The sequence below is a fragment of the Pseudomonas sp. NY15364 genome (assembly GCF_048068235.1).
GTDB classification, from domain to species: domain Bacteria; phylum Pseudomonadota; class Gammaproteobacteria; order Pseudomonadales; family Pseudomonadaceae; genus Aquipseudomonas; species Aquipseudomonas mendocina_D.
This window is the reverse complement of sequence record NZ_JBLUPX010000043.1, coordinates 1-26,134: the sequence shown is the minus strand read 5'-3', so window position 1 is coordinate 26,134 and position 26,134 is coordinate 1. Positions and strand designations below refer to the sequence as shown.

At 62.5% G+C, this 26,134-nt stretch carries 20 protein-coding genes and 1 pseudogene; 9 read left to right on the top strand and 12 right to left on the bottom strand.

Annotated elements, in window-relative coordinates; all coding sequences use genetic code 11:
* Positions 1 to 352: pseudogene (locus ACNFCJ_RS22345) on the top strand (transposase); the annotation flags it as partial.
* A gap of 343 nt (positions 353 to 695) precedes the next feature.
* Here the strand turns inward: ACNFCJ_RS22345 and fdhA are convergent.
* From fdhA to ACNFCJ_RS22305, 8 genes are all read right to left on the bottom strand, one after another.
* A complete protein-coding gene (fdhA, locus tag ACNFCJ_RS22340; RefSeq protein ID WP_416773682.1) occupies positions 696 to 1,895 on the bottom strand; it encodes a formaldehyde dehydrogenase, glutathione-independent in 1,200 nt (399 codons plus the stop codon).
* Positions 1,896 to 2,115: 220 nt separating this feature from the next.
* Positions 2,116 to 2,979: a formyltetrahydrofolate deformylase gene (purU, locus tag ACNFCJ_RS22335; RefSeq protein ID WP_416773681.1), complete on the bottom strand. Its 864-nt coding sequence runs from the start codon at positions 2,977 to 2,979 to the stop codon at positions 2,116 to 2,118.
* A gap of 152 nt (positions 2,980 to 3,131) precedes the next feature.
* Positions 3,132 to 3,761 (bottom strand): sarcosine oxidase subunit gamma, encoded by a 630-nt coding sequence (locus tag ACNFCJ_RS22330; RefSeq protein WP_099525915.1) that lies wholly within the window; start codon positions 3,759 to 3,761, stop codon positions 3,132 to 3,134.
* A complete protein-coding gene (locus tag ACNFCJ_RS22325; RefSeq protein WP_343351178.1) occupies positions 3,754 to 6,777 on the bottom strand; it encodes a sarcosine oxidase subunit alpha in 3,024 nt (1,007 codons plus the stop codon). Before ACNFCJ_RS22325 ends, ACNFCJ_RS22330 begins: the two co-directional genes overlap by 8 nt.
* Complete coding sequence (locus ACNFCJ_RS22320) at positions 6,774 to 7,100, bottom strand: sarcosine oxidase subunit delta (RefSeq protein ID WP_416773680.1); 327 nt, start codon at positions 7,098 to 7,100, stop codon at positions 6,774 to 6,776. Before ACNFCJ_RS22320 ends, ACNFCJ_RS22325 begins: the two co-directional genes overlap by 4 nt.
* Positions 7,101 to 7,111: 11 nt before the next feature.
* A complete protein-coding gene (locus ACNFCJ_RS22315) occupies positions 7,112 to 8,362 on the bottom strand; it encodes a sarcosine oxidase subunit beta (RefSeq protein WP_125836359.1) in 1,251 nt (416 codons plus the stop codon).
* 66 nt (positions 8,363 to 8,428) lie between these two features.
* Positions 8,429 to 9,682: a serine hydroxymethyltransferase gene (glyA, locus tag ACNFCJ_RS22310; RefSeq protein ID WP_416773679.1), complete on the bottom strand. Its 1,254-nt coding sequence runs from the start codon at positions 9,680 to 9,682 to the stop codon at positions 8,429 to 8,431.
* Between the two features lie 694 nt (positions 9,683 to 10,376).
* A complete protein-coding gene (locus ACNFCJ_RS22305; RefSeq protein ID WP_179574701.1) occupies positions 10,377 to 10,676 on the bottom strand; it encodes a hypothetical protein in 300 nt (99 codons plus the stop codon).
* Positions 10,677 to 10,915: 239 nt separating this feature from the next.
* Here ACNFCJ_RS22305 and ACNFCJ_RS22300 point away from each other — a divergent pair, with 239 nt between their 5' ends.
* Positions 10,916 to 11,956, top strand: coding sequence for a low specificity L-threonine aldolase (locus ACNFCJ_RS22300; protein ID WP_416773678.1), 1,041 nt, complete (start codon positions 10,916 to 10,918; stop codon positions 11,954 to 11,956).
* 75 nt (positions 11,957 to 12,031) lie between these two features.
* Here ACNFCJ_RS22300 and gbcB read toward each other — a convergent pair whose 3' ends face one another.
* On the bottom strand, positions 12,032 to 13,138 hold the full coding sequence (gene gbcB / locus ACNFCJ_RS22295) for a glycine-betaine demethylase subunit GbcB (protein ID WP_416773677.1): 1,107 nt from the start codon (positions 13,136 to 13,138) through the stop codon (positions 12,032 to 12,034).
* 314 nt (positions 13,139 to 13,452) lie between these two features.
* Between gbcB and gbcA the strand changes: the two genes are divergently transcribed.
* A complete protein-coding gene (gbcA, locus tag ACNFCJ_RS22290; RefSeq protein WP_003463910.1) occupies positions 13,453 to 14,739 on the top strand; it encodes a glycine-betaine demethylase subunit GbcA in 1,287 nt (428 codons plus the stop codon).
* A 142-nt stretch (positions 14,740 to 14,881) separates the two neighbouring features.
* On the opposite strand, the gene rlmE is transcribed toward gbcA, so the two are convergent.
* Positions 14,882 to 15,511 carry a 23S rRNA (uridine(2552)-2'-O)-methyltransferase RlmE gene (gene rlmE, locus ACNFCJ_RS22285; protein WP_416773676.1) on the bottom strand — a complete coding sequence of 210 codons (630 nt, stop codon included), beginning with the start codon at positions 15,509 to 15,511 and terminating at the stop codon, positions 14,882 to 14,884.
* Positions 15,512 to 15,713: 202 nt separating this feature from the next.
* Between rlmE and ACNFCJ_RS22280 the strand changes: the two genes are divergently transcribed.
* On the top strand, positions 15,714 to 16,439 hold the full coding sequence (locus ACNFCJ_RS22280; protein ID WP_416773675.1) for a TrmH family RNA methyltransferase: 726 nt from the start codon (positions 15,714 to 15,716) through the stop codon (positions 16,437 to 16,439).
* A 106-nt stretch (positions 16,440 to 16,545) separates the two neighbouring features.
* On the opposite strand, the gene typA is transcribed toward ACNFCJ_RS22280, so the two are convergent.
* Both typA and thiI read right to left on the bottom strand, forming a co-directional pair.
* On the bottom strand, positions 16,546 to 18,369 hold the full coding sequence (gene typA / locus ACNFCJ_RS22275) for a translational GTPase TypA (protein ID WP_416773674.1): 1,824 nt from the start codon (positions 18,367 to 18,369) through the stop codon (positions 16,546 to 16,548).
* A 284-nt stretch (positions 18,370 to 18,653) separates the two neighbouring features.
* Positions 18,654 to 20,108, bottom strand: coding sequence for a tRNA uracil 4-sulfurtransferase ThiI (gene thiI / locus ACNFCJ_RS22270; RefSeq protein WP_416773673.1), 1,455 nt, complete (start codon positions 20,106 to 20,108; stop codon positions 18,654 to 18,656).
* 329 nt (positions 20,109 to 20,437) lie between these two features.
* On the opposite strand from thiI, the gene glnA reads away from it, so the two are divergent.
* The 5 genes from glnA (at position 20,438) to ntrC (ending at position 25,987) form a co-directional block, all read left to right on the top strand.
* Positions 20,438 to 21,844 carry a glutamate--ammonia ligase gene (gene glnA / locus ACNFCJ_RS22265; protein ID WP_013717510.1) on the top strand — a complete coding sequence of 469 codons (1,407 nt, stop codon included), beginning with the start codon at positions 20,438 to 20,440 and terminating at the stop codon, positions 21,842 to 21,844.
* Between the two features lie 236 nt (positions 21,845 to 22,080).
* Positions 22,081 to 22,656: a DUF4124 domain-containing protein gene (locus ACNFCJ_RS22260; RefSeq protein WP_416773672.1), complete on the top strand. Its 576-nt coding sequence runs from the start codon at positions 22,081 to 22,083 to the stop codon at positions 22,654 to 22,656.
* Between the two features lie 5 nt (positions 22,657 to 22,661).
* Positions 22,662 to 23,279 (top strand): DUF4124 domain-containing protein, encoded by a 618-nt coding sequence (locus ACNFCJ_RS22255; protein ID WP_416773671.1) that lies wholly within the window; start codon positions 22,662 to 22,664, stop codon positions 23,277 to 23,279.
* 189 nt (positions 23,280 to 23,468) lie between these two features.
* Positions 23,469 to 24,557: a nitrogen regulation protein NR(II) gene (gene glnL / locus ACNFCJ_RS22250; RefSeq protein ID WP_099525926.1), complete on the top strand. Its 1,089-nt coding sequence runs from the start codon at positions 23,469 to 23,471 to the stop codon at positions 24,555 to 24,557.
* Entirely contained in the window at positions 24,554 to 25,987 is a 1,434-nt protein-coding gene (ntrC, locus tag ACNFCJ_RS22245; RefSeq protein WP_106733307.1) for a nitrogen regulation protein NR(I), read from the top strand. Before glnL ends, ntrC begins: the two co-directional genes overlap by 4 nt.
* Positions 25,988 to 26,134: the final 147 nt, after the last annotated feature.

Below are 26,134 nucleotides of genomic sequence, written 5' to 3'. Positions count from 1 at the left end.
CGTAAGTTAGGGCGCCACGATGCCATCGTCTCGCTAAAGACCTCGCCGCAGGCGCGTAAACAATGGCCCGATCTGCCAGAAACGCTACAGGCTCGGTTATTAAGCAAGACCTTCAAGGGCAAAGTGCGGCAGGTATTGACCTCGATGATCGATCCTCTGCGCTTCCCACCCGACGAAATCGTGGATCTGTACAGCCAGCGTTGGGAAATCGAACTGGGCTATCGAGAAATGAAGTAAGGCATGCTCGCGGGTCACTACACACTGCGTAGTAAAACGCCGGAGATGATTGAACAAGAACTGTGGGGCGTACTACTGGGGTACAACCTGCTGCGTTATCAAATGCTGGAAATGAGCCGCCACTGCCCTGGCATCTACCCCTGCGAAATGAGTTTTACCGCTTGCACCTGGGCGATTCTGGGCTTCTTGAACGGGGTCTCTTTGAATCATCCAGGCAACATCCCTCGCTACCTGGCCGAACTACAGGCCTCGGCCATGCACTACGTCCTACCTCATCGCCGTGAGGATCGCAGTTATCCGCGAGCGGTCAAACCCAAGCCGTCCAAGTATCCGACCAGAAATAAAAATGCCAGTCAGCTTAACTGACTGGCATTAGCCCGAAGGCTCCCAAAGAAAGGCGCGGACCAATGCGCCTAGGCCGTGAAAGGGCGGCCTGGGACTACGCCCAGGTCACGCCGTCACGCTGCACTGAAGCTCTTGTGCGGGTCGATGACGAATTTCTTCGGCACGCCGGCATCGAATTCGCCGTAGCCACGCGGCGCGTCATCCAGGCTGATGACCTGCACACCGACCACCTCGGCGATGTTGATGCGGTCCCACATGATCGCCTGCATCAGCGCGCGGTTGTATTTCATCACCGGCGTCTGGCCGGTGTGGAAGCTGTGCGACTTGGCCCAGCCGAGGCCGAAGCGAATGCTTAAGGAGCCGATCTTCGCCGCGGCATCCACCGCGCCCGGATCTTCGGTGACGTACAGGCCAGGAATACCGATTTTGCCGGCTACGCGCACGACGCCCATCAGCGAGTTGAGCACCGTTGCCGGCGCCTCCTGCTGGGCACCGGCATGGCCGTGACCACGGGCTTCGAAGCCCACGGCGTCAACCGCGCAATCCACTTCCGGCTCACCCAGCAGATCAGCGATCTGCTCGTGCAATGGGGTGTCCTTGGACAGATCGGCGATTTCGAACCCTTGAGCCTTGGCATGAGCGAGGCGCGTTGGGTTGACGTCACCGACGATCACCACCGCAGCACCGAGCAGACGCGCCGAGGCGGCAGCCGCCAGACCGACCGGACCCGCGCCGGCGATATACACCGTACTGCCTGGCCCAACGCCGGCAGTGACCGCGCCGTGGTAGCCGGTGGGCAGGATGTCGGATAGGCAGGTCAGGTCGCGGATTTTCTCCATGGCCCTGTCGCGATCCGGCAGCTTGAGCAGGTTGAAGTCGGCATAAGGCACCAGCACGTACTCGGCCTGGCCGCCGGTCCAGTCGCCCATGTCGACGTAGCCGTAGGCACCGCCGGCACGCGCCGGGTTGACGGTCAGGCAGACGCCGGTGTGCTGTTCCTTGCAGGAACGACAGCGGCCGCAGGCCACGTTGAAGGGCACCGATACCAGATCACCGATCTGCAGGCGTTCGACGTCGCGGCCCTTCTCGATCACCTCACCGGTGATCTCGTGGCCCAGCACCAGGCCGACCTGCGCGGTGGTACGACCACGCACCATGTGCTGGTCGGAGCCGCAGATATTGGTGGAAACGACTTTAAGGATGACCCCGTGCTCGATCTTCTTGCCGCGCGGGTCCTGCATTTTCGGGTAGTCGATCTTCTGTACTTCGACCTTGCCCGTACCGAGATAAACCACACCACGATTACCAGACATGCGTAACTCTCCTTTCTTGTTGTGGACACAAGACGCGACCGACTGGCCGCGCGGCCTTGCACTGGAGCTTGTTGCGTCTGTTGCCGGAAACCGCCGGTAAAACCTGGCAGAGCGGGTTCCGTAAGATGGGCCGAGCGGCGATCCGCTTCAGCCCACCAATAGCGTTCTTCGTTGCGACTGGTGGGCTTTAGCCCACCAATATTCGGGTTTGCGATTGCCCTCAGGCGTTGAGCACCACCGTGCGGTTGGCGTTGAGGAATACGCGACGGTCGATGTGATAACCGACGGCACGGGCCAGGGTCAGGCATTCGATGTCGCGGCCCTTGGCGATCAGGTCTTCGGGGTAGTGGGCGTGATCCACCGCCTCAACGCCCTGGGCGATGATCGGCCCCTCGTCGAGGTCGTTGTTGATGTAGTGCGCCGTAGCGCCAACCAGCTTGACGCCCTTCTGGTAGGCCTGGTGATAGGGCTTGGCGCCCTTGAAACCGGGCAGCAGCGAGTGGTGGATATTGATCGCCCAACCATCCAACTTGCGGCACAGCTCGGGCGACAGCACCTGCATGTAGCGGGCGAGCACCACCAGTTCCGCGCCGGTGTCCTCGATCACCTGCAGCACCTTGCGCTCCTGCGCCGGCTTGTCGGCCGGGTCGAGCGGGAAATGGTGATAGGGAATGCCGTGCCAGCGCGCCAGCGGCTCGAGGTCGGGATGGTTGGACACCACCGCCACCACGTCCATGGCCAGTTGGCCGATACGCTGGCGATACAGGAAGTCATGCAGGCAGTGGTCGGCCTTGGACACCATCAGCACCACCTTGGCGCGGTAGCCCGGCGGGGTCAGCTCGACCTGCATGTCGAAGGGTGCCAGACGCTCGGCTACACCGGCGCGAAAGGCAGCCTCGTCGAAATCCTGCGGCTGGCGGAACTCGACGCGAATGAAGAAGCGCGAGGACAGCCGGTCATCGAAACTGTGGTGCTCGGTGACGTAGCAGCGCTGTTCGAAGAGAAAGCGCGTCACCGCGTCCACGGTGCCGAGCACGCTCGGACAATGGGCGGTGAGAATCCAGGTGTCGGGGGTGCGGCTCATAACAAACTCCAGAACAAACTCCGCTGCTTTGCACCCCTCTCCCATTTATGGGAGAGGGGCCGGGGGAGAGGGCCGCCGGTACAACGCGATTTGCCCTTCCCCTCTCCCTAACCCTCTCCCGCAAGCGGGAGAGGGGACGGTTCGCATGCAACTCAGGCCTCGACGGCGAGGCCGTACTCGGCACTGGCATCCTGCAACCACAGCCAGAAGTAGTCGGAGAAGCTGCGGCGAATCACCAGCTCCCAGGTCTCTTCGCCGGTGTGGCGAATCACCAGCTGCGACTTGGCGAACACGGTGCCCACCGCCTTGCCGACCGGGAAGTTGCTCGGGTGCACGTCGTAGCTGCTGGACTTCATCAGCAGCTCGCGCACCTTCGGCCCCGATAGCTCCAACAGGGTTTGCCCGCCGCTGACGTTGACCACCGAGAAATGCTGACCGTCCAGCGCCGTGCGCAGCTTGCGCTCGACCTCGAACTCGCTGCCGCCAGGCACGATCAGCAGCCACTCATCCGGGCCCAGCCACTGCAGCGAGGTGTCGCCGTCGGCAACCAGGGTCAACGCCACCGGCAGCTCCAGGCCCAGGGCCTTGTGCACACCGCCGGAGAAGCCAGCGTCCTTGGCATCCCCACGAATGACCAGGTGCCCGCGCAGTTTCTTCTCGCGCAGGGTGATGCCGGCGTTCTTGCGACCCTTGCCGACCAGCTCATGCAGGCCGGCGTGATGCAGCGGCGACTGCCCGGCGATGTCGGCGGGACGTTGTTGGTAGACGTTGACGTTAGACATTCTGGCGATCCCCTTTCGGGTCATAGAACACGGAGCTGCAGATTTCGGCTTCGATCAGGCTGCCATCGGCCAGCGGCGCGAACACACGCTCGCCCATGCGCTTGAGGCCGCCCTTGACCACCGCCATGGCGAAGCTGTAACCCATGGCCGCGCTCATGTAGCTGGAGGTGACGTGGCCCACCATCTGCATCGGGATGGACTGTTTCGGGTCGAACACCAGTTGCGCGCCTTCCGGCAGCACCTGGTTCGGGTTGACCGGTTTCAGCCCCACAAGCTGCTTGCGGTCTTCGCGCAGGCAGTCGTCGCGGTTCATACCGCGCTTGCCGATCCAGGAGAACGGCTTGGTGCGCCCAACGCACCAGCCCATGTTGAGGTCGTCCGGGGTCACCGAGGCGTCGGTGTCCTGGCCAACGATGATGAAGCCCTTCTCGGCGCGCAGCACGTGCATGGTCTCGGTACCGTAAGGCGTCAGGTCGAACTCCTTGCCGGCTTCGATGATCTGCTCCCATACGCCCAGGGCGTAGTCGGCCTGCACGTTCACCTCGTAGCTCAGCTCGCCGGTGAAGGAGATGCGGAACACCCGCGCCGGCACGCCACCGACCAGACCTTCCTTCCAGCTCATGAAGGGGAAGGCGTCCTTGTCCAGATCGATGTCGGTGACCTTGGCCAGCAGCTTGCGACTATTCGGGCCGGACAGGGTCATGGTCGCCCAGTGGTCGGTGACCGAAGTGAAGTACACCTTCAGCTCCGGCCATTCGGTCTGGTGGTAGATCTCCAGCCACTCCATCACGCGGGCAGCGCCGCCAGTGGTGGTGGTCATGACGAAATGGTTGTCGGCCAGACAGGCGGTGACGCCGTCGTCGAAGACCATGCCGTCTTCCTTGCACATCAGGCCGTAGCGCGCCTTGCCCACGTCCAACTTGGTCCAGGCATTGGTGTAGACGCGGTTGAGGAACTCGCGCGCATCCGGGCCCTGGATGTCGATCTTGCCCAGGGTCGAGGCATCGAGAATGCCCACGCTGTTGCGCACGGCCAGGCACTCACGCGCCACGGCGGCATGCAGGTCCTCGCCATTTTTCGGGAAGTACCAAGGGCGCTTCCACTGGCCGACGTCCTCGAACTCGGCGCCGTTCTTCACATGCCATGCCTGCATCGCGGTGTAACGCTTGGCATCGAACAGCTCACCACAATGACGACCTGCCACGGCGCCGAAGGTCACCGGGGTGTAGTTCGGGCGGAACATGGTGGTGCCCATCTGCACGATGCTGATGCCCATCGAACGCGCGGCGATAGCCAGGCCGTTGATGTTACCCAGCTTGCCCTGGTCGGTGCCAAAGCCCAGTGCGGTGTAACGCTTGACGTGCTCGACCGACTCGAAGCCTTCACGCGTTGCCAGCTCGATGCCGGCCGCGGTGACATCGTTCTGCAGGTCGACGAACTGCTTCGGCGCACGCGCCGTGGACTTGTCATGCGGCACCTGGAACAGCGCCAGCATCGGCTCCTCCTGGCGCGCCTCGGCCTGCGGCAGGCTGCCGCTGACGGCCTTGTAACCAGCCTCGGCAGCTGCCTTGGCGCCGGCCTCGAAACCGTTGGCGAGTACGTCGCCGAGGGCGAACACACCGTTCACCGCGCCGGCGTCGATGCGCTGCTGAATGCCATTGCCCGGCCCCGGCACGAAACCGAGGATGTCTTCACGCCACTCCGGGCGACCGCCCAGGTGCGAAGCCAAATGCACTACCGGGCTATAGCCGCCGGAGCTGACGATCAGGTCGCAGTCCAACACTTCGCCGGGGCTGGTGACTTTGTGGGCCTTGACGTCGATGGCGCAGATACGCGCGCCGGTGACGCGCTTGCTACCGCGCGCCTCGACCACTGCGCTGCCGGTGAGGATGCGTACGCCACGCGCACGCGCCTCCTCGACCCAGCTGCCGCGCGGGTTGCTGCGGGCATCGGCGACAGCCACCACCTTGCGCCCGGCATCGAGCCAGTCGAGCACCACGCGGTAGGCGTAATCGTTGTTGGTCGACAGCACCAGTTCCTGGCCCGGTGCCACGCCATAACGGCGGACGTAGGTCGACACGGCGCCAGCCAGCATGTTGCCGGGCACATCGTTGTTGGCGTACACCAGCGGCCGCTCATGAGCACCGCTGGCCAACACCACGCGCTTGGCGCGGACGCGGTGCATACGCTGACGAGCCTGCCCCATCGGAGCGACTTCACCGAGGTGATCGGTCAGGCGCTGATGGATGGTGAGGAAGTTGTGGTCGTGGTAACCGTTGACTGTGGCGCGTGGCAGCAGGGTGACTTCCGGCAGCGTCTTCAGCTCGGCAATGGCCTGCGCTACCCATTCGGCGGCAGGCTTGCCATCCAGGGTTTCACGGGTGTCGAGCAGGCTGCCACCGAACTCTTCCTGTTCATCGGCGAGGATTACCCGCGCACCGCTACGGCCGGCAGCCAGCGCGGCAGCCAGGCCGGCAGGGCCGGCGCCGACGATCAGCACGTCGCAGTGCTGGTTCATCTGGTCATAGATATCCGGATCAACTTCGGTGGGCGAACGGCCCAGGCCTGCGGCCTTACGGATGTACTTCTCGTAGGTCATCCACAGGTTCTGCGGATACATGAAGGTCTTGTAGTAGAAACCGGGCGGCATCATGCCGCCGCCGACCTTGCCGAGGATGCCCATCAGGTCGGTGTTTACGCTCGGCCAACCATTGGTGCTGCTGGCCACCAGGCCGCTGTACAGCGCCTGCTGGGTGGCACGCACGTTGGGAATCTGCGCCGCCTCGCTGGAGCCGATCTGCAGCACAGCGTTGGGCTCTTCCGCACCTGCGGCGACGATGCCGCGTGGACGCGAATACTTGAAGCTGCGACCGACGATGTCGACGCCGTTGGCCAGCAACGCGGCGGCCAGGCTGTCGCCGGCGAAGCCCTGATAGGTCTGGCCATTGAAGGTGAAGCTCAGCGCCTGGCTGCGGTCGATGCGACCACCCTTGGCAAGACGATTGACCTGGCTCATGCCGTTACTCCTTCTGCCACGGCTTGCTTGTCGGTGGCCCCGGCCGCGGTGACCGAAGGCTTCTCACCGACCTTGTAGGTCTCGAGGATCTCGTAGGTCACGGTGTGGCGGGTGGCGTTGAAATACTTGCGGCAACCGGCTGCGTGCACCCACAGCTCATGGTGGATACCACGCGGGTTGTCGCGGAAGAACATGTACTCGCCCCACTCTGCATCGCTGCAGGCATCGGGATCGAGCGGGCGCGCGATGTGCGCCTGGCCCTTGGCGTGGAATTCCTCTTCGGAGCGCAGTTCGCCACAGTAGGGGCAGAAGATGTTCAGCATGGCGGGTCTCCTTAGTGAGCCACGGCAGCGGCGCCGTGCTCGTCGATCAGTGCGCCGGTGTGGAAACGGTCAATGGAGAACGGCTTGGCCAGCGGGTGCATCTCACCCTTGGCCAGGCTGGCGGCGAAGACGTGGCCTGAACCCGGCGTGGCCTTGAAGCCACCGGTACCCCAACCGCAGTTGAAGAACAGGTTGTCCACCGGGGTCTTGGAGATGATCGGGCAGGCGTCCGGGCAGGTGTCGACGATGCCGCCCCACTGGCGGTTCATGCGTACCCGCGAGAGCACCGGGAACATCTCGACGATGGCCTGCAGGGTGTGCTCGATGGTGTGGTAGGAGCCGCGTTGGCCGTAGCCGTTATAGCCGTCGATGCCGGCACCAATGACTAGGTCGCCCTTGTCCGACTGACTGATATAGCCATGCACGGCGTTGGACATGATCACGCTGTCGATGATCGGTTTGATCGGCTCGGACACCAGCGCCTGCAGCGGGTGCGATTCCAGCGGCAGACGGAAGCCGGCGAGCCCCGCCATGTGCCCGGAGTTACCGGCAGTGACCACGCCGACGCGCTTGGCGCCGATGAAACCCTTGTTGGTCTCCACCCCGATCACCGCACCGTTCTGCTTGCGGAAACCGATCACCTCGGTGTTCTGGATCAGATCGACGCCCAGGGCATCGGCGGCACGTGCGTAGCCCCAGGCCACGGCGTCGTGACGGGCGACGCCACCGCGACGCTGTACGGTGGAACCCATCACCGGATAACGGGTGTTCTTGCTGCAATCGAGGTAGGGAATCTCCGCCTCGACCTGCTTGGCATCGAGCAGTTCGCCATCCACGCCATTGAGGCGGTTGGCGCTGACGCGGCGCTCGGCGTCGCGCATGTCCTGCAGGGTGTGGCAGAGGTTGTAGACGCCACGCTGGGAGAACATGACGTTGTAGTTGATGTCCTGCGACAGCCCTTCCCACAACTTCATGGCATGTTCGTAAAGCTGCGCGGACTCGTCCCACAGGTAGTTGGAACGCACGATAGTGGTATTGCGCGCGGTATTGCCGCCGCCGAGCCAGCCCTTCTCCACCACGGCGACGTTCTTCACGCCGAACTCCTTGGCCAGGTAATAGGCTGTGGCCAGGCCGTGGCCGCCACCGCCGACGATGATCACGTCGTACACCGGCTTGGGCGTCGGGTTACGCCACATGCGCTGCCAGTTCTCATGGTGGCTGAACGAGTGCTTGAACAGGCCGAAGCCGGAATAACGTTGCATGGGCATGCTCCAGGGTTCTACTCCCCTCTCAGCGTTACGCGAGAGGGGCCGAGAGAAAGGGTTGGCTTAGCGATACACCGGGTAGTCCGCACACAGCCCGGCCACCAGCTTGGCCACCTGCGCCTCGACATCGGCATCGCCGAGGTGATCGAGGATGTCGCAGATCCAGCCGGCCAGCGCCTGGCACTGGGCGACCTTGAAGCCACGGGTGGTCACCGCCGGCGTACCGATGCGGATGCCCGAAGTGACGAACGGCGACTGTGGGTCGTTCGGTACGGCGTTCTTGTTCACGGTGATGCCAGCGCGGCCGAGGGCGGCGTCAGCCTCCTTGCCGGTCAGCCCTTGCTTGATCAGGCTGAGCAGGAACAGGTGGTTGTCGGTGCCGCCGGACACCACCTCGTAGCCGCGCTCGATGAACACCTTGGCCATGGCCCGGGCGTTGTCGATGACCTGCTGCTGGTAAACCTTGAACTCCGGCTCCATGGCCTCCTTGAAGCACACGGCCTTGGCGGCGATGACGTGCATCAGCGGGCCGCCCTGGGCACCGGGGAATACGGCGGAGTTGAGCTTCTTCTCGATCTCTTCGTTGGCCTTGGCCAGGATCAGGCCGCCACGCGGGCCGCGCAGGGTCTTGTGAGTCGTGGTGGTGACCACATCGGCGAAGGGAATCGGGTTCGGGTACAGGCCCGCTGCGACCAGGCCGGCGACGTGGGCCATGTCGACGAACAGCAGCGCACCAACCTTGTCGGCGATAGCGCGAAAGCGAGGGAAATCCAGGGTCTTGGAATAGGCGGAGAAGCCGGCAACGATGATCTTCGGCTTGTGCTCCACGGCCAGGCGCTCGACCTCGTCGTAGTCGATCAGCCCGGTAGCGGTGTCCAGGCCGTACTGCACGGCGTTGTAGAGTTTGCCCGAGGACGACACCTTGGCGCCGTGAGTCAGGTGGCCGCCGTGGGCCAGGCTCATACCGAGGATAGTGTCGCCGGCATTGAGCAACGCCAGGTACACGGCGCTGTTGGCCGAGGAACCGGAGTGCGGCTGAACGTTGGCGTAATCGGCGCCGAACAGCGCCTTGGAGCGGTCGATGGCGAGTTGCTCGACCTTGTCGACGTACTCGCAGCCACCGTAATAACGCTTGCCCGGATAACCTTCGGCGTACTTGTTGGTCAGGCCGCTGCCCTGCGCTTCCATCACCCGCTGACTGCAGTAGTTCTCCGAGGCGATCAGCTCGATATGCTCTTCCTGACGGCGTTCTTCCTGATCGATCGCCGCGAGCAACTCGTCGTCGTAACCCTGAATCTGATCCTGCTTGCTGAACATCTCAACTCTCCTGCAGCGCCTGTGGGCGGCGGTCTTGGACGGGCAGGCCGGCAAGGCCCTGTGCAGCGATGGTAGGGCCGCCCCTGCCCGCTCAAATGCCTGCCAACGCCGTGAGAGCATTCGTTTGCGACATGGCCTTGTCGCAATCAGGCGCGTCGAGATCAGCTCGCGTTTTTGCGCACAAATAACGGGGATCAAGCTGTGGATAAACCGTGCATACCGCGCGTCGCCCCAGCATCTGCAGGGGCTGCCGGGTCGCGGTTATTTCCTGATCGATATCAAGCAGTTAACAAAGCGGACCATGCACAGAAGCGGTGGACTAGCCTGTGGAAAAGCTGTCAGCAGATGGCTGCCACCCCTGCCGGCGCTGCCGCTGAGGGTCGTGTTCGATATCCATACAGCCACGCAGGCTCCCTGGCTTATCCACCAGCGACATGGGCGAGAGGCGAGGATCGGTTGGGGATATGCACAGAAGATGTGGATGAAACTGTGCATAGGCTGTTCGACGCAGGCGCGAAGCCAGAGCAGCCGGGGCTTGCCGAGAGACGGCTAAAAATCGAACAGGATCAAAGAGATAGAGCAGGCTTGTGCACAAATACTGTGGGCGGCGCTGTGCATGGCCTGTGGAAACATGGCGCCGGGCCAGAGCCCATGGGGCTCCGGCGCCAGCGCCTGCTATTTGCTCAACGACGCCTTAAGGCTTGAGCTTGCCAGCACAGCTGCTGGAGGCATTTACCAGACGCTGCTGCATGGCAGGGTCAGGCGGGGATTGGCGGCTGATTTCCTGCAGCTCGGCTTCGCTGAATTCCTTGCTGACGTTGGTCGCAGCGCAGTCACAATAAGCACGCAGTTGTGGCTCCTCGTAGCCTGCCGGTGCGCCAGCGATGCACTGCTGAACGAATTCGGTCTTGGCATCATCCGACCACTCGGCGGCGGAAACGGGGAGCGCCACGGCCAGCGGCAGGGCAAGGGCGAGCAGGTGACGATAAGTCATGGGAAACTCCTTCTCTTGATTGCGGAGAGCGGATCGACTGCCGCCCTCTGGTAAGTGTGAACGCCAGAGCAAGCTTCAAGTTCCATCTGCTAGCCGAACGATTGGCCACGAACCGACTCGGCAGTACGCTTCAGCGCAACAACTCGTCGCGGCGACGGACGCCTGACAGATAGCCGCAGGGTTAAAGTAGAGGCTTTCCCGGCAGACCCGCCGGCAGGTTTTTCAGAAGGAACGCGCCAATGCCCGACAATGCCCAGCAATTCGCCAGCGACAACTACTCCGGCATCTGTCCCGAAGCTTGGGGCGCCATGGCCGAGGCCAACCAGGGCCACCAGCGCGCCTACGGCGATGACGAATGGACGGCGCGCGCTGCCGATCACTTCCGCCGCCTGTTCGAGACCGACTGCGAGGTGTTCTTCGCCTTCAACGGCACTGCCGCCAACTCCCTGGCCCTGGCCTCGCTGTGCCAGAGCTACCACAGCGTGATCTGCTCGGAGACCGCCCACGTCGAAACCGACGAATGCGGCGCACCGGAGTTCTTCTCCAACGGCTCCAAGCTGCTGCTGGCCAAGACCGATAACGGCAAGCTGACCCCGCATGCGATCCGCGAGATCGCCCGCAAGCGTCAGGATATCCACTACCCGAAACCGCGCGTGGTCACCCTCACCCAGGCCACCGAAGTAGGCACTGTCTATCGCCCGGAAGAAGTCCGCGCCATCAGCCAGGTCTGCGAGGAGCTGGGCCTGCACCTGCACATGGACGGCGCACGCTTCTCCAACGCCTGCGCCTTCCTCGGCTGCACCCCGGCAGAGCTGACCTGGAAGGCCGGCGTCGATGTGCTGTGCTTCGGCGGCACCAAGAACGGCATGGCCGTCGGTGAGGCCATCGTCTTCTTCAACAAGGATCTGGCCGAGGACTTCGACTACCGCTGCAAGCAGGCCGGCCAACTGGCCTCGAAGATGCGCTACCTGTCCGCGCCCTGGGTCGGCATCCTGCAGAACGATGTCTGGCTGAAATACGCCAACCACGCCAACCGCTGCGCGCAGTTGCTGGCCACCCTGGTCGAGGACGTACCCGGCGTCAGCCTGATGTTCCCGGTGGAAGCCAACGGCGTGTTCCTGCAACTGTCGGAGCCGGCCATCGCCGCCCTCACCGCCCGTGGCTGGCGCTTCTACACCTTCATCGGCGCCGGCGGCGCGCGCTTCATGTGCTCGTGGGATACCGACGAAGCCCGTGTGCGTCAGTTGGCTGCAGATATCCGTGAAGTGATGAGCGCCTGAAACGCCTTAAGGCCACGAACGGTGTTTATGGCTAAGTAGCCCGGATTTCATCCGGGCTACGGATATTCATGACGATCAATAGTCGATTGCCACATCCCCTTTCGGCACGCTGCAGCACGACAGGATGTAGCCCTCGGCCACATCCTCGTCGGTGATGCCGCCGTTGTGCTCCATCTCCACTTCCCCGGCGGTCTTCATCACCTTGCAGGTACCGCAGATACCCATGCCGCAGGCCTTGGGAATATGCAGGCCGAGCTTGGCCGCAGCGGCGTGCACGGTTTCGCCAGGCACCACACGGATGCTCTTGCCGGTACTGATGAACTCCACCTGATTGAGCTCGGCCACCGGCACCTCGGGCGCCTCGGCGGCTTCGGCGGCCAGTTCCTTGACCTCGGCGCGGATCTCCGGTGGCGTCGGGCCGAAGGCCTCCTCGTGGTAACGGCTCATGTCGTAGCCGGCTGCCTCGAGCAGACGCTTGACCGCGCTCATGTAGGGCGTCGGGCCACAGCAGAATATTTCGCGCTCGAGGAAGTCCGGTGCCATCAGCTCCAGCATTGGCTTGTTCAGGTAACCGCGATAGCCAGCCCAGGACTCGCCCAGCCCGTGCTTCTCGCAGATCACGTGCAGGCTGAAGTTGTTGATGCGCGCCGCCATGTGCTCCAGCTCGCGCTGGTAGATGATGTCCTTGGGCGAGCGCGCGCTGTGCACGAAGATCATGTCGACGTTGGCGTTGGTGTCGTAGAACCAGCGCGCCATCGACATCACCGGGGTGATGCCGACACCGCCGGAGAGATAGAGCACCTTGTCGGAAGGGAAATCGATGGCATTGAACAAGCCGACCGGGCCGTGCACCGGTACCTCGTCGCCTTCCTTGAGGTTGTCGTGCAGCCAGTTGGAGACCTTGCCGCCCGGCACCCGCTTGATGGTAATGGAGAAGCTGTAAGGCACCGAAGGCGAGCTGGAAATGGTGTAAGAGCGCATGATCGGCTGGCCATCGATCTCCAGCTCCAGGGTGACGAACTGCCCGGGCTTGAAGAAGAACAGCACGGGCTGGTCCGCCATGAAGCAGAAGGTGCGCACATCCCAGGTTTCCTGGATCACCTTGACGCAACGCACCAGGTGGCGGCCGTTGGTCCAGGTCTGCGTGGTAACCGGGTTGAGGAAGGCGTTGCTGGTGGTCATGAACAGCTCTCCACACGGCCGGATGTCGGCCTATATGTCACCGATTGTGCGAAAGGCCGAGCGCCGTCATTTATCTACCAGCGACATCCACATGCTTATCGCGACCTGCCTGATAGCACGGGGGCTAGCGCGTCGGAAACGCATCCGGCCATGTCGCCCATGGATAAGGTTTCGCCTTGGCTCGGCTCCACACTCCGCCTCACCAAGCATGCACGCCCATCGCAGGCGGCAGTGATAAACGACCACCTTGCGGCACATACCGTATCAGCCACTTTTTCCGGCAGGCATAACGCGCCAGCCACTGAGGAGCCAACATGGACTGCACCCAAAATCTGAGCCTGGGCGACCCGCTGGAGCCCGTCCGCAAGGCCACCGCGCAGATGCTGCACGAACGCGACCACAGCTTCTCGCTGCCGCAGCCGTTCTACAACGACGAGCGCCTGTTCCAGGTCGACATGCAGGAGATCTTCCACAAGGAATGGTTGATCGCCGGCATGACCAGCGAAATCCCGACCAAGGGCAACTTCCTCACCCTGCAGATCGGCGACAACCCGATCATCGTCATCCGCGGTGCCGAAGGTCAGATCCATGCCTTCCACAACGTCTGCCGCCATCGCGGTTCGCGCCTGTGCGTCTCCGACAAAGGCAAGGTCGCCAAGCTGGTCTGCCCCTACCACCAATGGACTTATGAGCTCGATGGTCGCCTGTTGTTCGCCGGCACCGAGATGGGCGAAGGCTTCAAGCTCTCCGACTACAACCTCAAACCGGTCAACTGCAAGACCGCTGGCGGCTTCATCTTCATCAGCCTGGCGGACAACCCGCCGGCCATCGACGAGTTCCTGAGCACCCTGGCTCACTACATGGAGCCGTACGACATGGAGAACACCAAGGTCGCGGTGCAGAGCGTCATGCACGAGAAGGCCAACTGGAAGCTGGTGATCGAGAACAACCGCGAGTGCTACCACTGCAACGGTTCGCACCCGGAACTGCTCAACACCCTGCTGGAATGGGATGACGTCACCGACCCACGCGCCAGCCAGGCGTTCAAGGATCAGGTGGCCGAATGCACCAGCCGCTGGGACAAGGACAACATTCCCTACGCCCACGCCAGCTTCGGTCTGCGCAACCGCATCGTGCGCATGCCGCTGCTCAAGGGCACCGTTTCCATGACCATGGACGGCAAGCCGGGCTGCAACAAGCTGATGGGACGCATCACCGACCCGGACCTGGGCTCCATGCGCATCCTGCACCTGCCGCATTCGTGGAACCACTGCATGGGCGATCACCTGATCAACTTCACCGTATGGCCGGTCAGCGCCCAGGAGACGATCGTCATCACCAAATGGCTGGTGCACAAGGACGCCGTCGAAGGTGTCGACTACGACATCGCCCGCCTGCGCCAGGTGTGGGACGCCACCAACGACCAGGATCGACGCCTCGGCGAGGAAAACCAGCGCGGCATCAACTCCACCGCCTACCAGCCGGGCCCGTACTCCAAGACCTACGAGTTCGGCGTGATCAACTTCCTCGACTGGTACAGCGAGCGCATGCTCAACAACCTCGGCGACACCCCGGCGCAACTGCGCCAGGTTGAGGGCTGACAACGCCCCGAAGGGCCATGCCAGTGGCCGGCCTCATCAGGTCGGCCACTTCCCCCGTAAGCCTCCTCGCAGCAAGCGCATCACTGAACGCCGAGCGCTGGCTGGCTCAGCACAAACGCCGCGCGTGCGCGCAAACTGATCCTTACTGAGCCTCGCCCTTGAAGCCCTTGGCGACGAAGTACACCTCACGCGAACGCGGACGCGAGGCTGCCGGCTTGCGCACCATGACCTTCTCGAAGGAACGCCGTACGTCGCGCAGGTACTCATCCGAACCCTCGCCCTGAAACACCTTGGCGACGAAGTTGCCGCCAGGTTTGAGCACCTGTCGGGCCATGTCCAGCACCAGTTCCACCAGATACATCGACGCTGCCTGATCGGCCACGCCGACGCCGCTGATATTGGGGGCGATGTCAGAGACGATCAAATCCGGGCGACGACCATCGAGCAGATCGAGAATCTGCTGGAACACCTTGTCGTCGGTGAAGTCACCCTGAATGAAGTCGACGTTATCGAGCGAATCCATCGGCAGGATGTCGCTGGCGATTACCCGGCCGGTGGCCCCCACCATACGTCCGGCGATCTGCGACCAGCCACCGGGGGCCGAGCCCAGGTCCATCATCAGCATACCGGGACGAATCAGCTTGTCCTTTTCGTTGATCTCGATCAGCTTGTAGGCGGCACGCGAGCGGTAGCCGTCCTTCTGCGCCTGCTTCACGTAGGGATCGTTCACATGTTCGTTCAGCCAGCGGCTGCTGCTTTTTGAGCGTTTCATCGTTCAACCAGATCAATTCCAGGAAGGCAGCCCGCCGGCATGGTGACCCGGGCTGCACAATTGTCGCGAGTATAAGCCATCGCAGCCCTGCGGCTCACGCCGGCCGGCCCTGCAGCCTGACAGCCCGCCGGGTGGCAGGTACAATCGCAGCGGCCTCGCTACCGCGAGGAGCCCCGCTTTCACGCCCCTTTCCAGGCCTTCCATGAAACTCGACGACGTCAAGAAACTGCAGCAGAAAAAGTACCGGGAGCAATTCGGCCACTTCCTCGTCGAGGGCGAACACCTGGTGCTGGAACTGCAGAAAGCGGCGCAGCACGCGCCCCAGCTGGCAAGCAGCGAACTCTACGTCACGGCCGCCTACGAGCACTGGCAGAGCCCGTTCAGGACGCACCTGATCAGTGACCGGCAGATGGCGCAGATCTCCGACACCAAGACCCCCCAGGGGATCATCGCGGTAGTGCCGATGGCGGCGATTGGCTCCGGCCCGTCGGCGCCGGCCGGCAAGGCCATCTACCTGCACGAGATCCAGGACCCCGGCAACCTCGGCACCATCCTGCGCAGCCTCGCCTGGTTCGGCGGCTTCCGCTGCCTGCTCAGCCCCGGCAGCGTCGACCCCTTCAATCCCAAGGTGGTGCGCGCCAGCATGGGGGCAATCTTTCACACCTCCATCGAGCAGGATGTCAGCCTCGACAACCTGAGCACGCGCTTTGCACGCATCGCCTGCCTCGACATGCAGGGCCAAAGCCTGCGCGCACCGGCCTTCGCGCAGGCCGAGTGCTACCTGTTCGGCAACGAAGCGCGCGGCGTCCCAAGCCAGGCGCTGAGCGAGCTCAACGCCACGCCGTTCACCATCGCCGGCAGCGGCGCGATCGAGTCACTGAACCTGGCCAGCACGGTAAACATCTGTGTGTATGAGCTGAGCCGCTAGCCCGCGACTCATGCCCGCGCGTCCCGGCGCTCGGCGAAAGTCCACAAAAAAGCCCCGCCAGATCGCTCTGGCGGGGCTTTTCAGTTACAGCGCTAAGCTAGCCGCATCAAGCCTTGTTGGCTTTCTTGGCAGCGCGGGTGCGCTCGCCTTCGTCGAGGATCTTCTTGCGCAGACGGATCGACTTCGGCGTCACTTCGCACAGCTCGTCATCCTGGATGAACTCCAGAGCCTGCTCCAGGGTGAAGCGAACCGGCGGTACCAGGGCGATGGTTTCATCCTTGCCCGAAGCACGCATGTTGTCGAGCTTCTTGCCCTTGGTGGGGTTGACGCCCAGGTCGTTGTCGCGGCTGTTCAGGCCGATGATCTGACCGTTGTAGATTTCCTGGCCGTGCTCGATGAACAGCTTGCCGCGCGCCTGCAGGGTTTCCAGGGAGTAGGTCAGCGCCTTGCCGGTATCGATCGACACCAGTACGCCGTTCTGACGGCCAGACATGCTGCCCGGCTTAACGGTGTCGTAACGGTCGAAGATCGAGGTCAGGATGCCGGCGCCGTTGGTCAGGGTCAGGAACTGGTTACGGAAACCGATCAGACCGCGAGCCGGGATGTTGTATTCCAGGCGCACACGGCCTTTGCCGTCCGGCGCCATGTTGGTCAGGTCACCCTTACGCAGGCCCATCTCTTCCATGACCTTGCCCTGGGCTTCTTCCGGGATGTCGATGGTGACGTTCTCGTACGGCTCCTGCTTGACGCCGTTGACTTCACGGATGATCACTTCCGGACGGCCGACGCCCATTTCGAAGCCTTCGCGGCGCATGGTTTCGATCAGTACCGAGAGGTGCAGCTCGCCACGACCAGAGACCTTGAACTTGTCGGCGCTGTCGCCCTCTTCAACGCGCAGGGCCACGTTGTACAGCAGCTCCTTGTCCAGACGCTCCTTGATGTTGCGGCTGGTGACGAACTTGCCTTCCTTGCCGCAGAACGGCGAATCGTTGACCTGGAAGGTCATCGACACGGTCGGCTCGTCGACGGTCAGCGGCTTCATCGCCTCGACATGGTTGATGTCGCACAGGGTGTCGGAGATGAACAGCTGGTCCATGCCGCTGACGCAGACGATGTCACCGGCGGTGGCTTCTTCGACGTCTACGCGGTGCAGGCCGTGGTGGCCCATCAGCTTGAGGATACGGCCGTTACGTTTCTTGCCGTCGACGTCGATGGCCACTACCGGCGTGTTCGGCTTGACGCGACCACGGGCGATACGGCCGACACCGATGATGCCGAGGAAGCTGTTGTAGTCCAGCGCGGAGATCTGCATCTGGAACGGGCCGTCGAGGTCGACGTTCGGCGCCGGCACGTGGTCGACGATGGCCTGGTACAGCGGGGTCAGGTCTTCGGCCATGGCGGTGTGGTCGAGACCGGCGATGCCGTTCAGGGCGCTGGCGTAGACGACCTGGAAGTCGAGTTGCTCATCGGTGGCGCCGAGGTTATCGAACAGGTCGAAGATCTGATCCATGACCCAGTCAGGACGCGCGCCCGGACGGTCGATCTTGTTGATCACGACGATCGGCTTGAGACCGGCTTCGAAGGCCTTCTTGGTCACGAAACGGGTTTGCGGCATCGGACCGTCCTGGGCGTCGACCACCAGCAGTACGGAGTCGACCATCGACATCACGCGCTCTACTTCGCCACCGAAGTCGGCGTGGCCGGGGGTGTCGACGATGTTGATGCGGTAGTCGTTCCATTTGATGGCGGTGTTCTTGGCCAGAATGGTGATGCCGCGCTCTTTTTCCTGGTCGTTGCTGTCCATCACGCGCTCGTCGTTGAGCTCGTTACGCTCAAGGGTGCCGGATTGACGCAGCAGGGCATCTACGAGGGTGGTTTTGCCATGGTCGACGTGGGCGATGATGGCGATGTTGCGCAGTTTTTCGATCACTGTATGTATCTCGATCAGAGGATTCGGTATGTCGCCCAGCCTGGACGACGAATATGAAGAAAAGGGGATCAGCGAGCTGATCGGGGCACCTCTAAAAACCTAGGCGAGGCAGTCAGTGCAAGGCAGAAACAAGCGAAAAACGGTCGGAGTCGCGCTCGACTTTACGAGCTATGTGAGCATTTTGAGCTTGTTTTTAACGCAGCAATGACAACGCAGGTAGTTTTTAGAGGTGCCCCGGGTCGGGAGGGCGATGGCGGATACTGCCGCCATTCAACCCCGGCGTCTTATGTCGGACGATAAACGCGCACATTGGCATGCCCCTCGCTCAGCAGGTGATGGGCATGCAGGCGGCTCATGACGCCCTTGTCGCAATACAGCAGGTACTGGCGGTTCTCATCCAGTTCCTTGAATTTGTTGTTCAGCGCGTAGAACGGCAGCGCCTGCACCTCGATACCCGGCACGTCGAGCGGCTCGTCTTCGGCGGTGTCGGGGTGGCGAATGTCGATGACGATGTGCCCGGCCAGCGCCTCACGCACTTCCTCGACCTGCACGTCCTTGCCCAGTTCGTCGATCACGCGGTCGATGGGCAGTTGGGTGGCGCGTTCCAAGGCGCGATCGAGGATGGCCATGTCGAACTGCGCCTCCTCCTTCTCCACGCGGTAACCGCGGGCCTTGGTGGTCGGGTTGACCGAGATCACGCCGCAGTATTCGGGCATGTTCTTGGCGAACTCGGCGGTACCGATCTGCGTGGCGGTGTCGATGATGTCCTGCTTGTGGCTGGCGATAAGCGGGCGCATCACCAGCATGTCGGTGGCCGAATCGATCACCGCCAGGTTGGTCAGGGTCTGGCTCGACACCTGGCTGATCGCCTCGCCGGTGACCAGCGCTTCGATCTGCAGCTTCTCGGCGACGCGGGTGGCGGCGCGCAGCATCATGCGCTTGAGGATCACGCCCATCTGGCTGTTGTCGACCTTGCCGAGAATCTCGCCGACCACTTCCTCGAACGGCACGCTGACGAACAGCACACGCTGCGAGCGGCCGAACTTCTGCCATATATAGTGCGCCACTTCCATCACGCCCAGTTCATGGGCACGGCCACCGAGATTGAAGAAGCAGAAGTGGCTGACCAGGCCTCGGCGCATCATCTGATAGGCCGCGACGGTGGAGTCGAAGCCGCCACTCATCAGCACCAGGGTCTGTTCCAACGAGCCCAGCGGGTAACCGCCGAGGCCTTCGTGGCGGTTGTGCACCACGAAGAGGCGCTGATCGCGAATTTCCATGCGCACTTCGACGTCCGGTTTCTTCAGGTCGATACCGGCTGCACCGCACTCCTGACGCAGACGCGAACCGACATGGCGTTCGACATCGATTGAGCTGAACGCGTGCTTGCCGCCACGCTTGCAACGCACGGCGAAGATCTTGCCCGGCAACTGGTCGGCGTAGTGGCGCTTGCAGTGTTCGGTGATCTCGTCCAGATCGCCCAGCGGGTACTCATTCACCTCGAGGAACAGACCAATGCCCGGCGTGTTGCGCAGGCGTTCGGTCATCTCGGCCAGCAGCTTGGGATCGTCCAGGTCGGTCTCGACCTCGAGGTTGTCCCAGACACCCGTGACCCGCAGAGCAGGGTCAAGATCACGCAGCACGGAGCGAATGTTCTTCCCCAACTGGCGAATGAACTGCTTGCGCACCGGGCGACTCTTGATGGTGATTTCCGGGAAAACTTTGACGATCAGCTTCATGAATAGGCCGCCCGCTTGGGGGACGAAAAAACAGGGGCGCGGATTATAGCGGAAATTGTTCAAGCTTTGACCAAAAATACTGCAACCCAAAGTTGGCGCACCAAAATAGGCCTTTTCCATAAACAGCAGCCCTTAAATGGTGCAAATATCTCCACAGAATCGGCGCGCAGCCGGCGTAGCGCCTGAGTTTCGCGGCCTCTGCCCAATAAAGGGCACTGGCATGCAATTTGCTCCCTTGTGAGGCAGGTCGCCCTGAAGGACTATCCCGCCGGGCTTCACCGCACATATCGGGGCTCCACGAAGCGAGCCTTTTCCATCTGGAGGACAACATGTCTAAGGCTGTTCAACTGATCAAAGAACACGACGTGAAGTGGGTAGACCTGCGCTTCACCGATACCAAAGGCAAGCAGCACCACGTGACCATGCCGGCCCGTGACGCCCTGGACGAAGACTTCTTCGAGCACGGCAAGATGTTCGATGGCTCGTCCATCCACGGCTGGAAAGGCATCGAAGCCTCCGACATGATCCTGATGCCGGTCGACGAAACTTCGGTACTGGACCCGTTCACCGAAGAGCCGACCCTGATCATCGTTTGCGACATCATCGAGCCAAGCACCATGCAGGGCTACGATCGTGACCCGCGCTCCATCGCCAAGCGTGCCGAAGAGTTCCTGAAAACCACCGGCATCGGTGACACCGTATTCGTCGGCCCGGAGCCCGAGTTCTTCATCTTCGACGAAGTGAAGTTCAAGTCCGACATCTCCGGCTCGATGTTCAAGATCTACTCCGAGCAAGGCTCCTGGATGACCGACCAAGACGTGGAAGGCGGCAACAAAGGCCACCGTCCGGCCGTCAAAGGTGGTTACTTCCCGGTTCCGCCGTGCGACCACGACCACGAAATCCGTACTGCCATGTGTAATGCCATGGAAGAAATGGGCCTGGTCGTCGAAGTGCACCACCACGAAGTGGCCACTGCCGGTCAGAACGAAATCGGCGTGAAGTTCAACACCCTGGTCGCCAAGGCTGACGAAGTTCAGACCCTGAAGTACTGCGTGCACAACGTGGCCGACGCCTACGGCAAGACTGCTACCTTCATGCCGAAGCCGCTGTACGGCGACAACGGTTCGGGCATGCACGTGCACATGTCGATCTCCAAGGACGGCAAGAACACCTTCGCTGGCGAAGGCTATGCCGGTCTGTCCGAGACCGCCCTGTACTTCATCGGCGGCATCATCAAGCACGGTAAGGCCCTGAACGGCTTCACCAACCCGTCGACCAACTCCTACAAGCGCCTGGTTCCGGGCTTCGAAGCGCCGGTCATGCTGGCCTACTCGGCTCGCAACCGCAGCGCTTCGATCCGTATTCCGTACGTTTCCAGCCCGAAAGCCCGCCGTATCGAAGCGCGCTTCCCGGACCCGGCTGCCAACCCGTACCTGTGCTTCGCTGCACTGCTGATGGCCGGTCTGGACGGTATCCAGAACAAGATCCACCCGGGCGATGCCGCCGACAAGAACCTGTACGACCTGCCGCCGGAAGAAGGCAAGCTGATCCCGCAGGTCTGCGGCAGCCTGAAAGAAGCCCTGGAAGAGCTGGACAAGGGCCGCGCGTTCCTGACCAAGGGCGGCGTGTTCTCCGACGACTTCATCGATGCCTACATCGAGCTGAAATCGGAAGAAGAAATCAAGGTACGTACCTTCGTACACCCGCTGGAATACGACCTGTACTACAGCGTCTAAGCCAGTCTGCGCCGCCTCGTGCAGCGCACTCGAAAGCCCCGTCCGGCGATGCCTGGCGGGGCTTTTTCATTTTCCGCCGCAGGGTACGCCGTGCGTACCGAGAGCCCGAGCCCTACGCAATCGTCTCCATGACCGGCGCCGATTTGTAGCCAAACATCACAGCCATAGCGCCCTGCGCTTGCCAGGAACCGATAGCAGTGCAAGGCTTAGCGCATCACCCGCGGAAGGATCGGCCCATGCGCCCGTTACTCGCCTGCCTGCTGCTCGCCCTGGCCCTGCCGGCCAGTGCGCAGATCTACAAATACACCGACGCCAACGGCAACACGGTCTTCACCAATCAGCCTCCAGATGGCACGGCCGCCGAGAGCGTCAATCTGCCCCCGACCAACACGGTGGAGATGCAGACGCCGAGCATGCCGGCGACCGACGGCAACACGCCAGCGCAGAGCGAAGCGCCCTACTCCGTGCTGAGCCTCACCGGCATCCCTGACGACGACGCGATGCGCGCCAACAACGGTACCTTCATCGTCGGTGTGAACATCCAGCCGCGCCTGCAGCCCGGCCACCAGCTACGCCTGATTCTCGATGGCGAGCCATACGGCCAGGCCAGCAACGTACCGAGCCTGCAACTGACCGATGTCGACCGAGGTGAGCACAGCCTCGCTGTGGCGGTAGTCGCGGGCGAACGCATCATTCAGCAGAGCGCCACCGAAACCTTCACCGTGCAGCGCATCAGCGTCAACAGCCCTGCCCGCCCACCGGTCACACCACCACGACCGACTCCGCGCCCAACCCCGAGACCGACGAACTGATCCCGATGCGTGCACTACTGTTTTGCCTGCTGCTCATCACCCAAGTCGTTTCGGCTCAGGTCTATACCTACATCGATGCTGAAGGTAACCGCGTTTTCACTGACAAACCGCGCAGCAGCAATGCTGAACGGGTGATGCTCGCGCCGTCCAACAGCGCGCAAATGAACCAGCCGCAATCCACAGTGCGCATGGCCCCGCCACCTGCCGTCACCAAGCCGACCGTGCACTATCAGGTACTGCGCATCCTCGTGCCGGAGCCGGATGCCTCGATCCACAACGGCTCCGGCGACATGATCGTCACCCTCAACAGCGAGCCGGGCCTGCTGCCCGGCCATAACTACCGACTGCTGCTCGACGGTGCTCCCCAGGGCGAGATCAGCCGTAGCCCGGTCTTCTCCCTGCAGCACGTCGACCGCGGCACGCACCAACTGGTGGCAGAAATCATCGACTCCGCCGGCCTCATCGTCGAGCGCACACCCGCGCAACCCTTTCACATGCACCGCATGACCCTGGCGCAGAAGCGCAAGATCAATCCCTGCAAGAAAGATGAATACGGCGTTCGCCCCGAGTGCCCGCTGAAAGACAAGCCCAAGGAAAAGGCCAGCATCCTTCCTTTCCTCTGAAAGCAGATTGCACCTTAATGGTGCAATCTGGCGCACCACCTCCTAAGCTCTCCCTGTTTTGGGTCGCTTTTCCCCGCCCGGCCTCGCCCCAGCACCACCAAAACCTGGCAGACCGCACAAATAATGCGTCTTTTCGGGGCCTTGGTTTGCTTCTTGCATTTTCCTGCTCATCGCCGGAACGCACTGCTTATGACCATCAACGACGCGCTGCACCGCCTGCTACTCGACAATCTGACCACCGCCACCCTGCTGCTCAACAGCCAGCTGTGCCTTGAGTACATGAACCCGGCGGCGGAAATGCTCCTGGCCGTCAGCGGCCAACGCAGCCACGGTCAGTTCATCAGCGACCTGTTCACCGAATCGCCCGAGGCGCTGTCATCCTTGCGCCAGGCGGTGGAACAGGCGCACCCATTCAACAAGCGCGAAGCCGTATTGACCTCGGTCACCGGCCAGACGCTGACCGTGGACTACGCGGTAACGCCGCTGTTCAGCATGGGCGAAACCCTGCTGCTGCTGGAGGTGCACCCGCGCGACCGCCTGCTGCGCATCACCAAGGAAGAGGCGCAGCTGTCCAAGCAGGAAACCACCAAACTGCTGGTGCGCGGCCTGGCCCACGAGATAAAGAATCCGCTCGGCGGCATTCGCGGTGCGGCGCAACTGCTGTCGCGCGAACTGCCCAATGAAGAACTCAAGGACTACACCAACGTCATCATCGAAGAGGCCGACCGCTTGCGTAACCTGGTCGACCGCATGCTCGGCTCGAACAAGTTGCCGTCGCTGTCGATGACCAACGTGCACGAGGTGCTGGAGCGTGTCGCCAACCTGATTGAGGCGGAAAGCCAAGGCAGCATCACCTTGGTACGCGACTACGACCCAAGCATTCCAGATCTGCTGATCGACCGTGAGCAGATGATCCAGGCCGTGCTCAATATCGTGCGCAACGCCATGCAGGCCATCGCCGGGCAGAAGCATGACATGGGCCTCGGGCGCATCAGCCTGCGTACCCGCACCCTGCGCCAGTTCACCATTGGCCATACGCGCCATCGCCTGGTGGTCAAGGTCGAGATCATCGACAACGGTCCCGGCATTCCGCCGGAACTGCAGGAAACCATCTTCTATCCCATGGTCAGCGGTCGTGCCGACGGCACCGGCCTGGGCCTGGCCATCACCCAGAACATCATCAGCCAGCACCAGGGGCTGATCGAGTGCGAGAGCTATCCCGGCCACACCGTATTCTCGATCTTCCTACCGCTGGAACAAGGAGCGCCCACGCCATGAGCCGCAGTGAAACCGTCTGGATTGTCGACGACGATCGTTCCATCCGCTGGGTACTGGAAAAGGCCCTGCAACAGGAAGGCATGACCACCCAGAGTTTCGACAGTGCCGACGGTGTACTCGCCCGCCTGACCCGCCAACAGCCGGACGTGATCATCTCCGACATCCGCATGCCCGGAGCCAGCGGCCTCGACCTGCTGGCACGCATCCGCGAGCTGTATCCACGCTTGCCGGTGATCATCATGACCGCGCATTCGGACCTGGACAGCGCAGTAGCCAGTTACCAGGGCGGCGCCTTCGAGTACCTACCCAAGCCGTTCGACGTCGACGAGGCCGTTTCACTGGTCAAGCGCGCCTTCCAGCATGCTCAGGAACAGCAGAGCCTGGCCGTACCGGCGGCACAGGCGCGCACCCCGGAAATCATCGGTGAAGCACCGGCGATGCAGGAGGTTTTCCGCGCTATTGGACGCTTGAGCCACTCCAATATCACCGTACTGATCAACGGCGAATCTGGTACGGGTAAAGAGCTGGTGGCTCACGCCCTGCACCGCCATAGCCCACGCGCAGCAGCGCCGTTCATTGCCCTGAACATGGCGGCGATCCCAAAGGATCTGATGGAGTCCGAGCTGTTCGGCCACGAGAAAGGCGCCTTCACCGGCGCGGCCAACCAGCGTCGCGGCCGTTTCGAACAGGCCGATGGCGGCACCCTGTTCCTCGACGAAATCGGCGACATGCCGGCTGACACTCAAACTCGTCTGCTGCGCGTATTGGCCGATGGCGAGTTCTACCGCGTCGGTGGTCACACCCCGGTGAAGGTGGACGTGCGCATCATCGCCGCCACCCACCAGAACCTGGAAACCCTGGTGACAGCCGGCAAGTTCCGTGAAGACCTGTTCCACCGCCTCAACGTCATCCGCATTCACATCCCGCGCCTGGCCGATCGCCGCGAGGACATCCCGACCCTGGCCCACCACTTCCTCGCCCGCGCCGCGCAGGAACTGGCGGTGGAGCCGAAATTGCTCAAGAGCGAAACCGAGGATTACCTCAAGCACCTGCCCTGGCCGGGCAACGTGCGCCAGTTGGAGAACACCTGCCGCTGGATCACCGTCATGGCCTCGGGTCGCGAAGTGCACGTCGATGACCTGCCACCCGAGCTGCTGACCCAGCCGCAGGACGCCGCACCAGTGACCAACTGGGAGCAGGCGCTGCGCCTCTGGGCCGACCAGGCCCTGGCACGCGGCCAGTCCAACCTGCTCGACAGCGCTGTGCCGGCGTTCGAGCGCATCATGATCGAGACCGCGCTCAAGCACACCGCCGGCCGCCGCCGCGACGCCGCCTTGCTGCTGGGCTGGGGTCGTAACACCCTGACCCGCAAGATCAAGGAACTGGGCATGAAGGTCGACGGCGGGGACGACGACGACAGCGACGACTGATCCCGCCAACGCTACGAAAAAGGGCATTCCGTGGGATAATGCCAGTCAGTTAAGCTGACTGGCATTTTTATTTCTGGTCGGATACTTGGACGGCTTGGGTTTGACCGCTCGCGGATAACTGCGATCCTCACGGCGATGAGGTAGGAC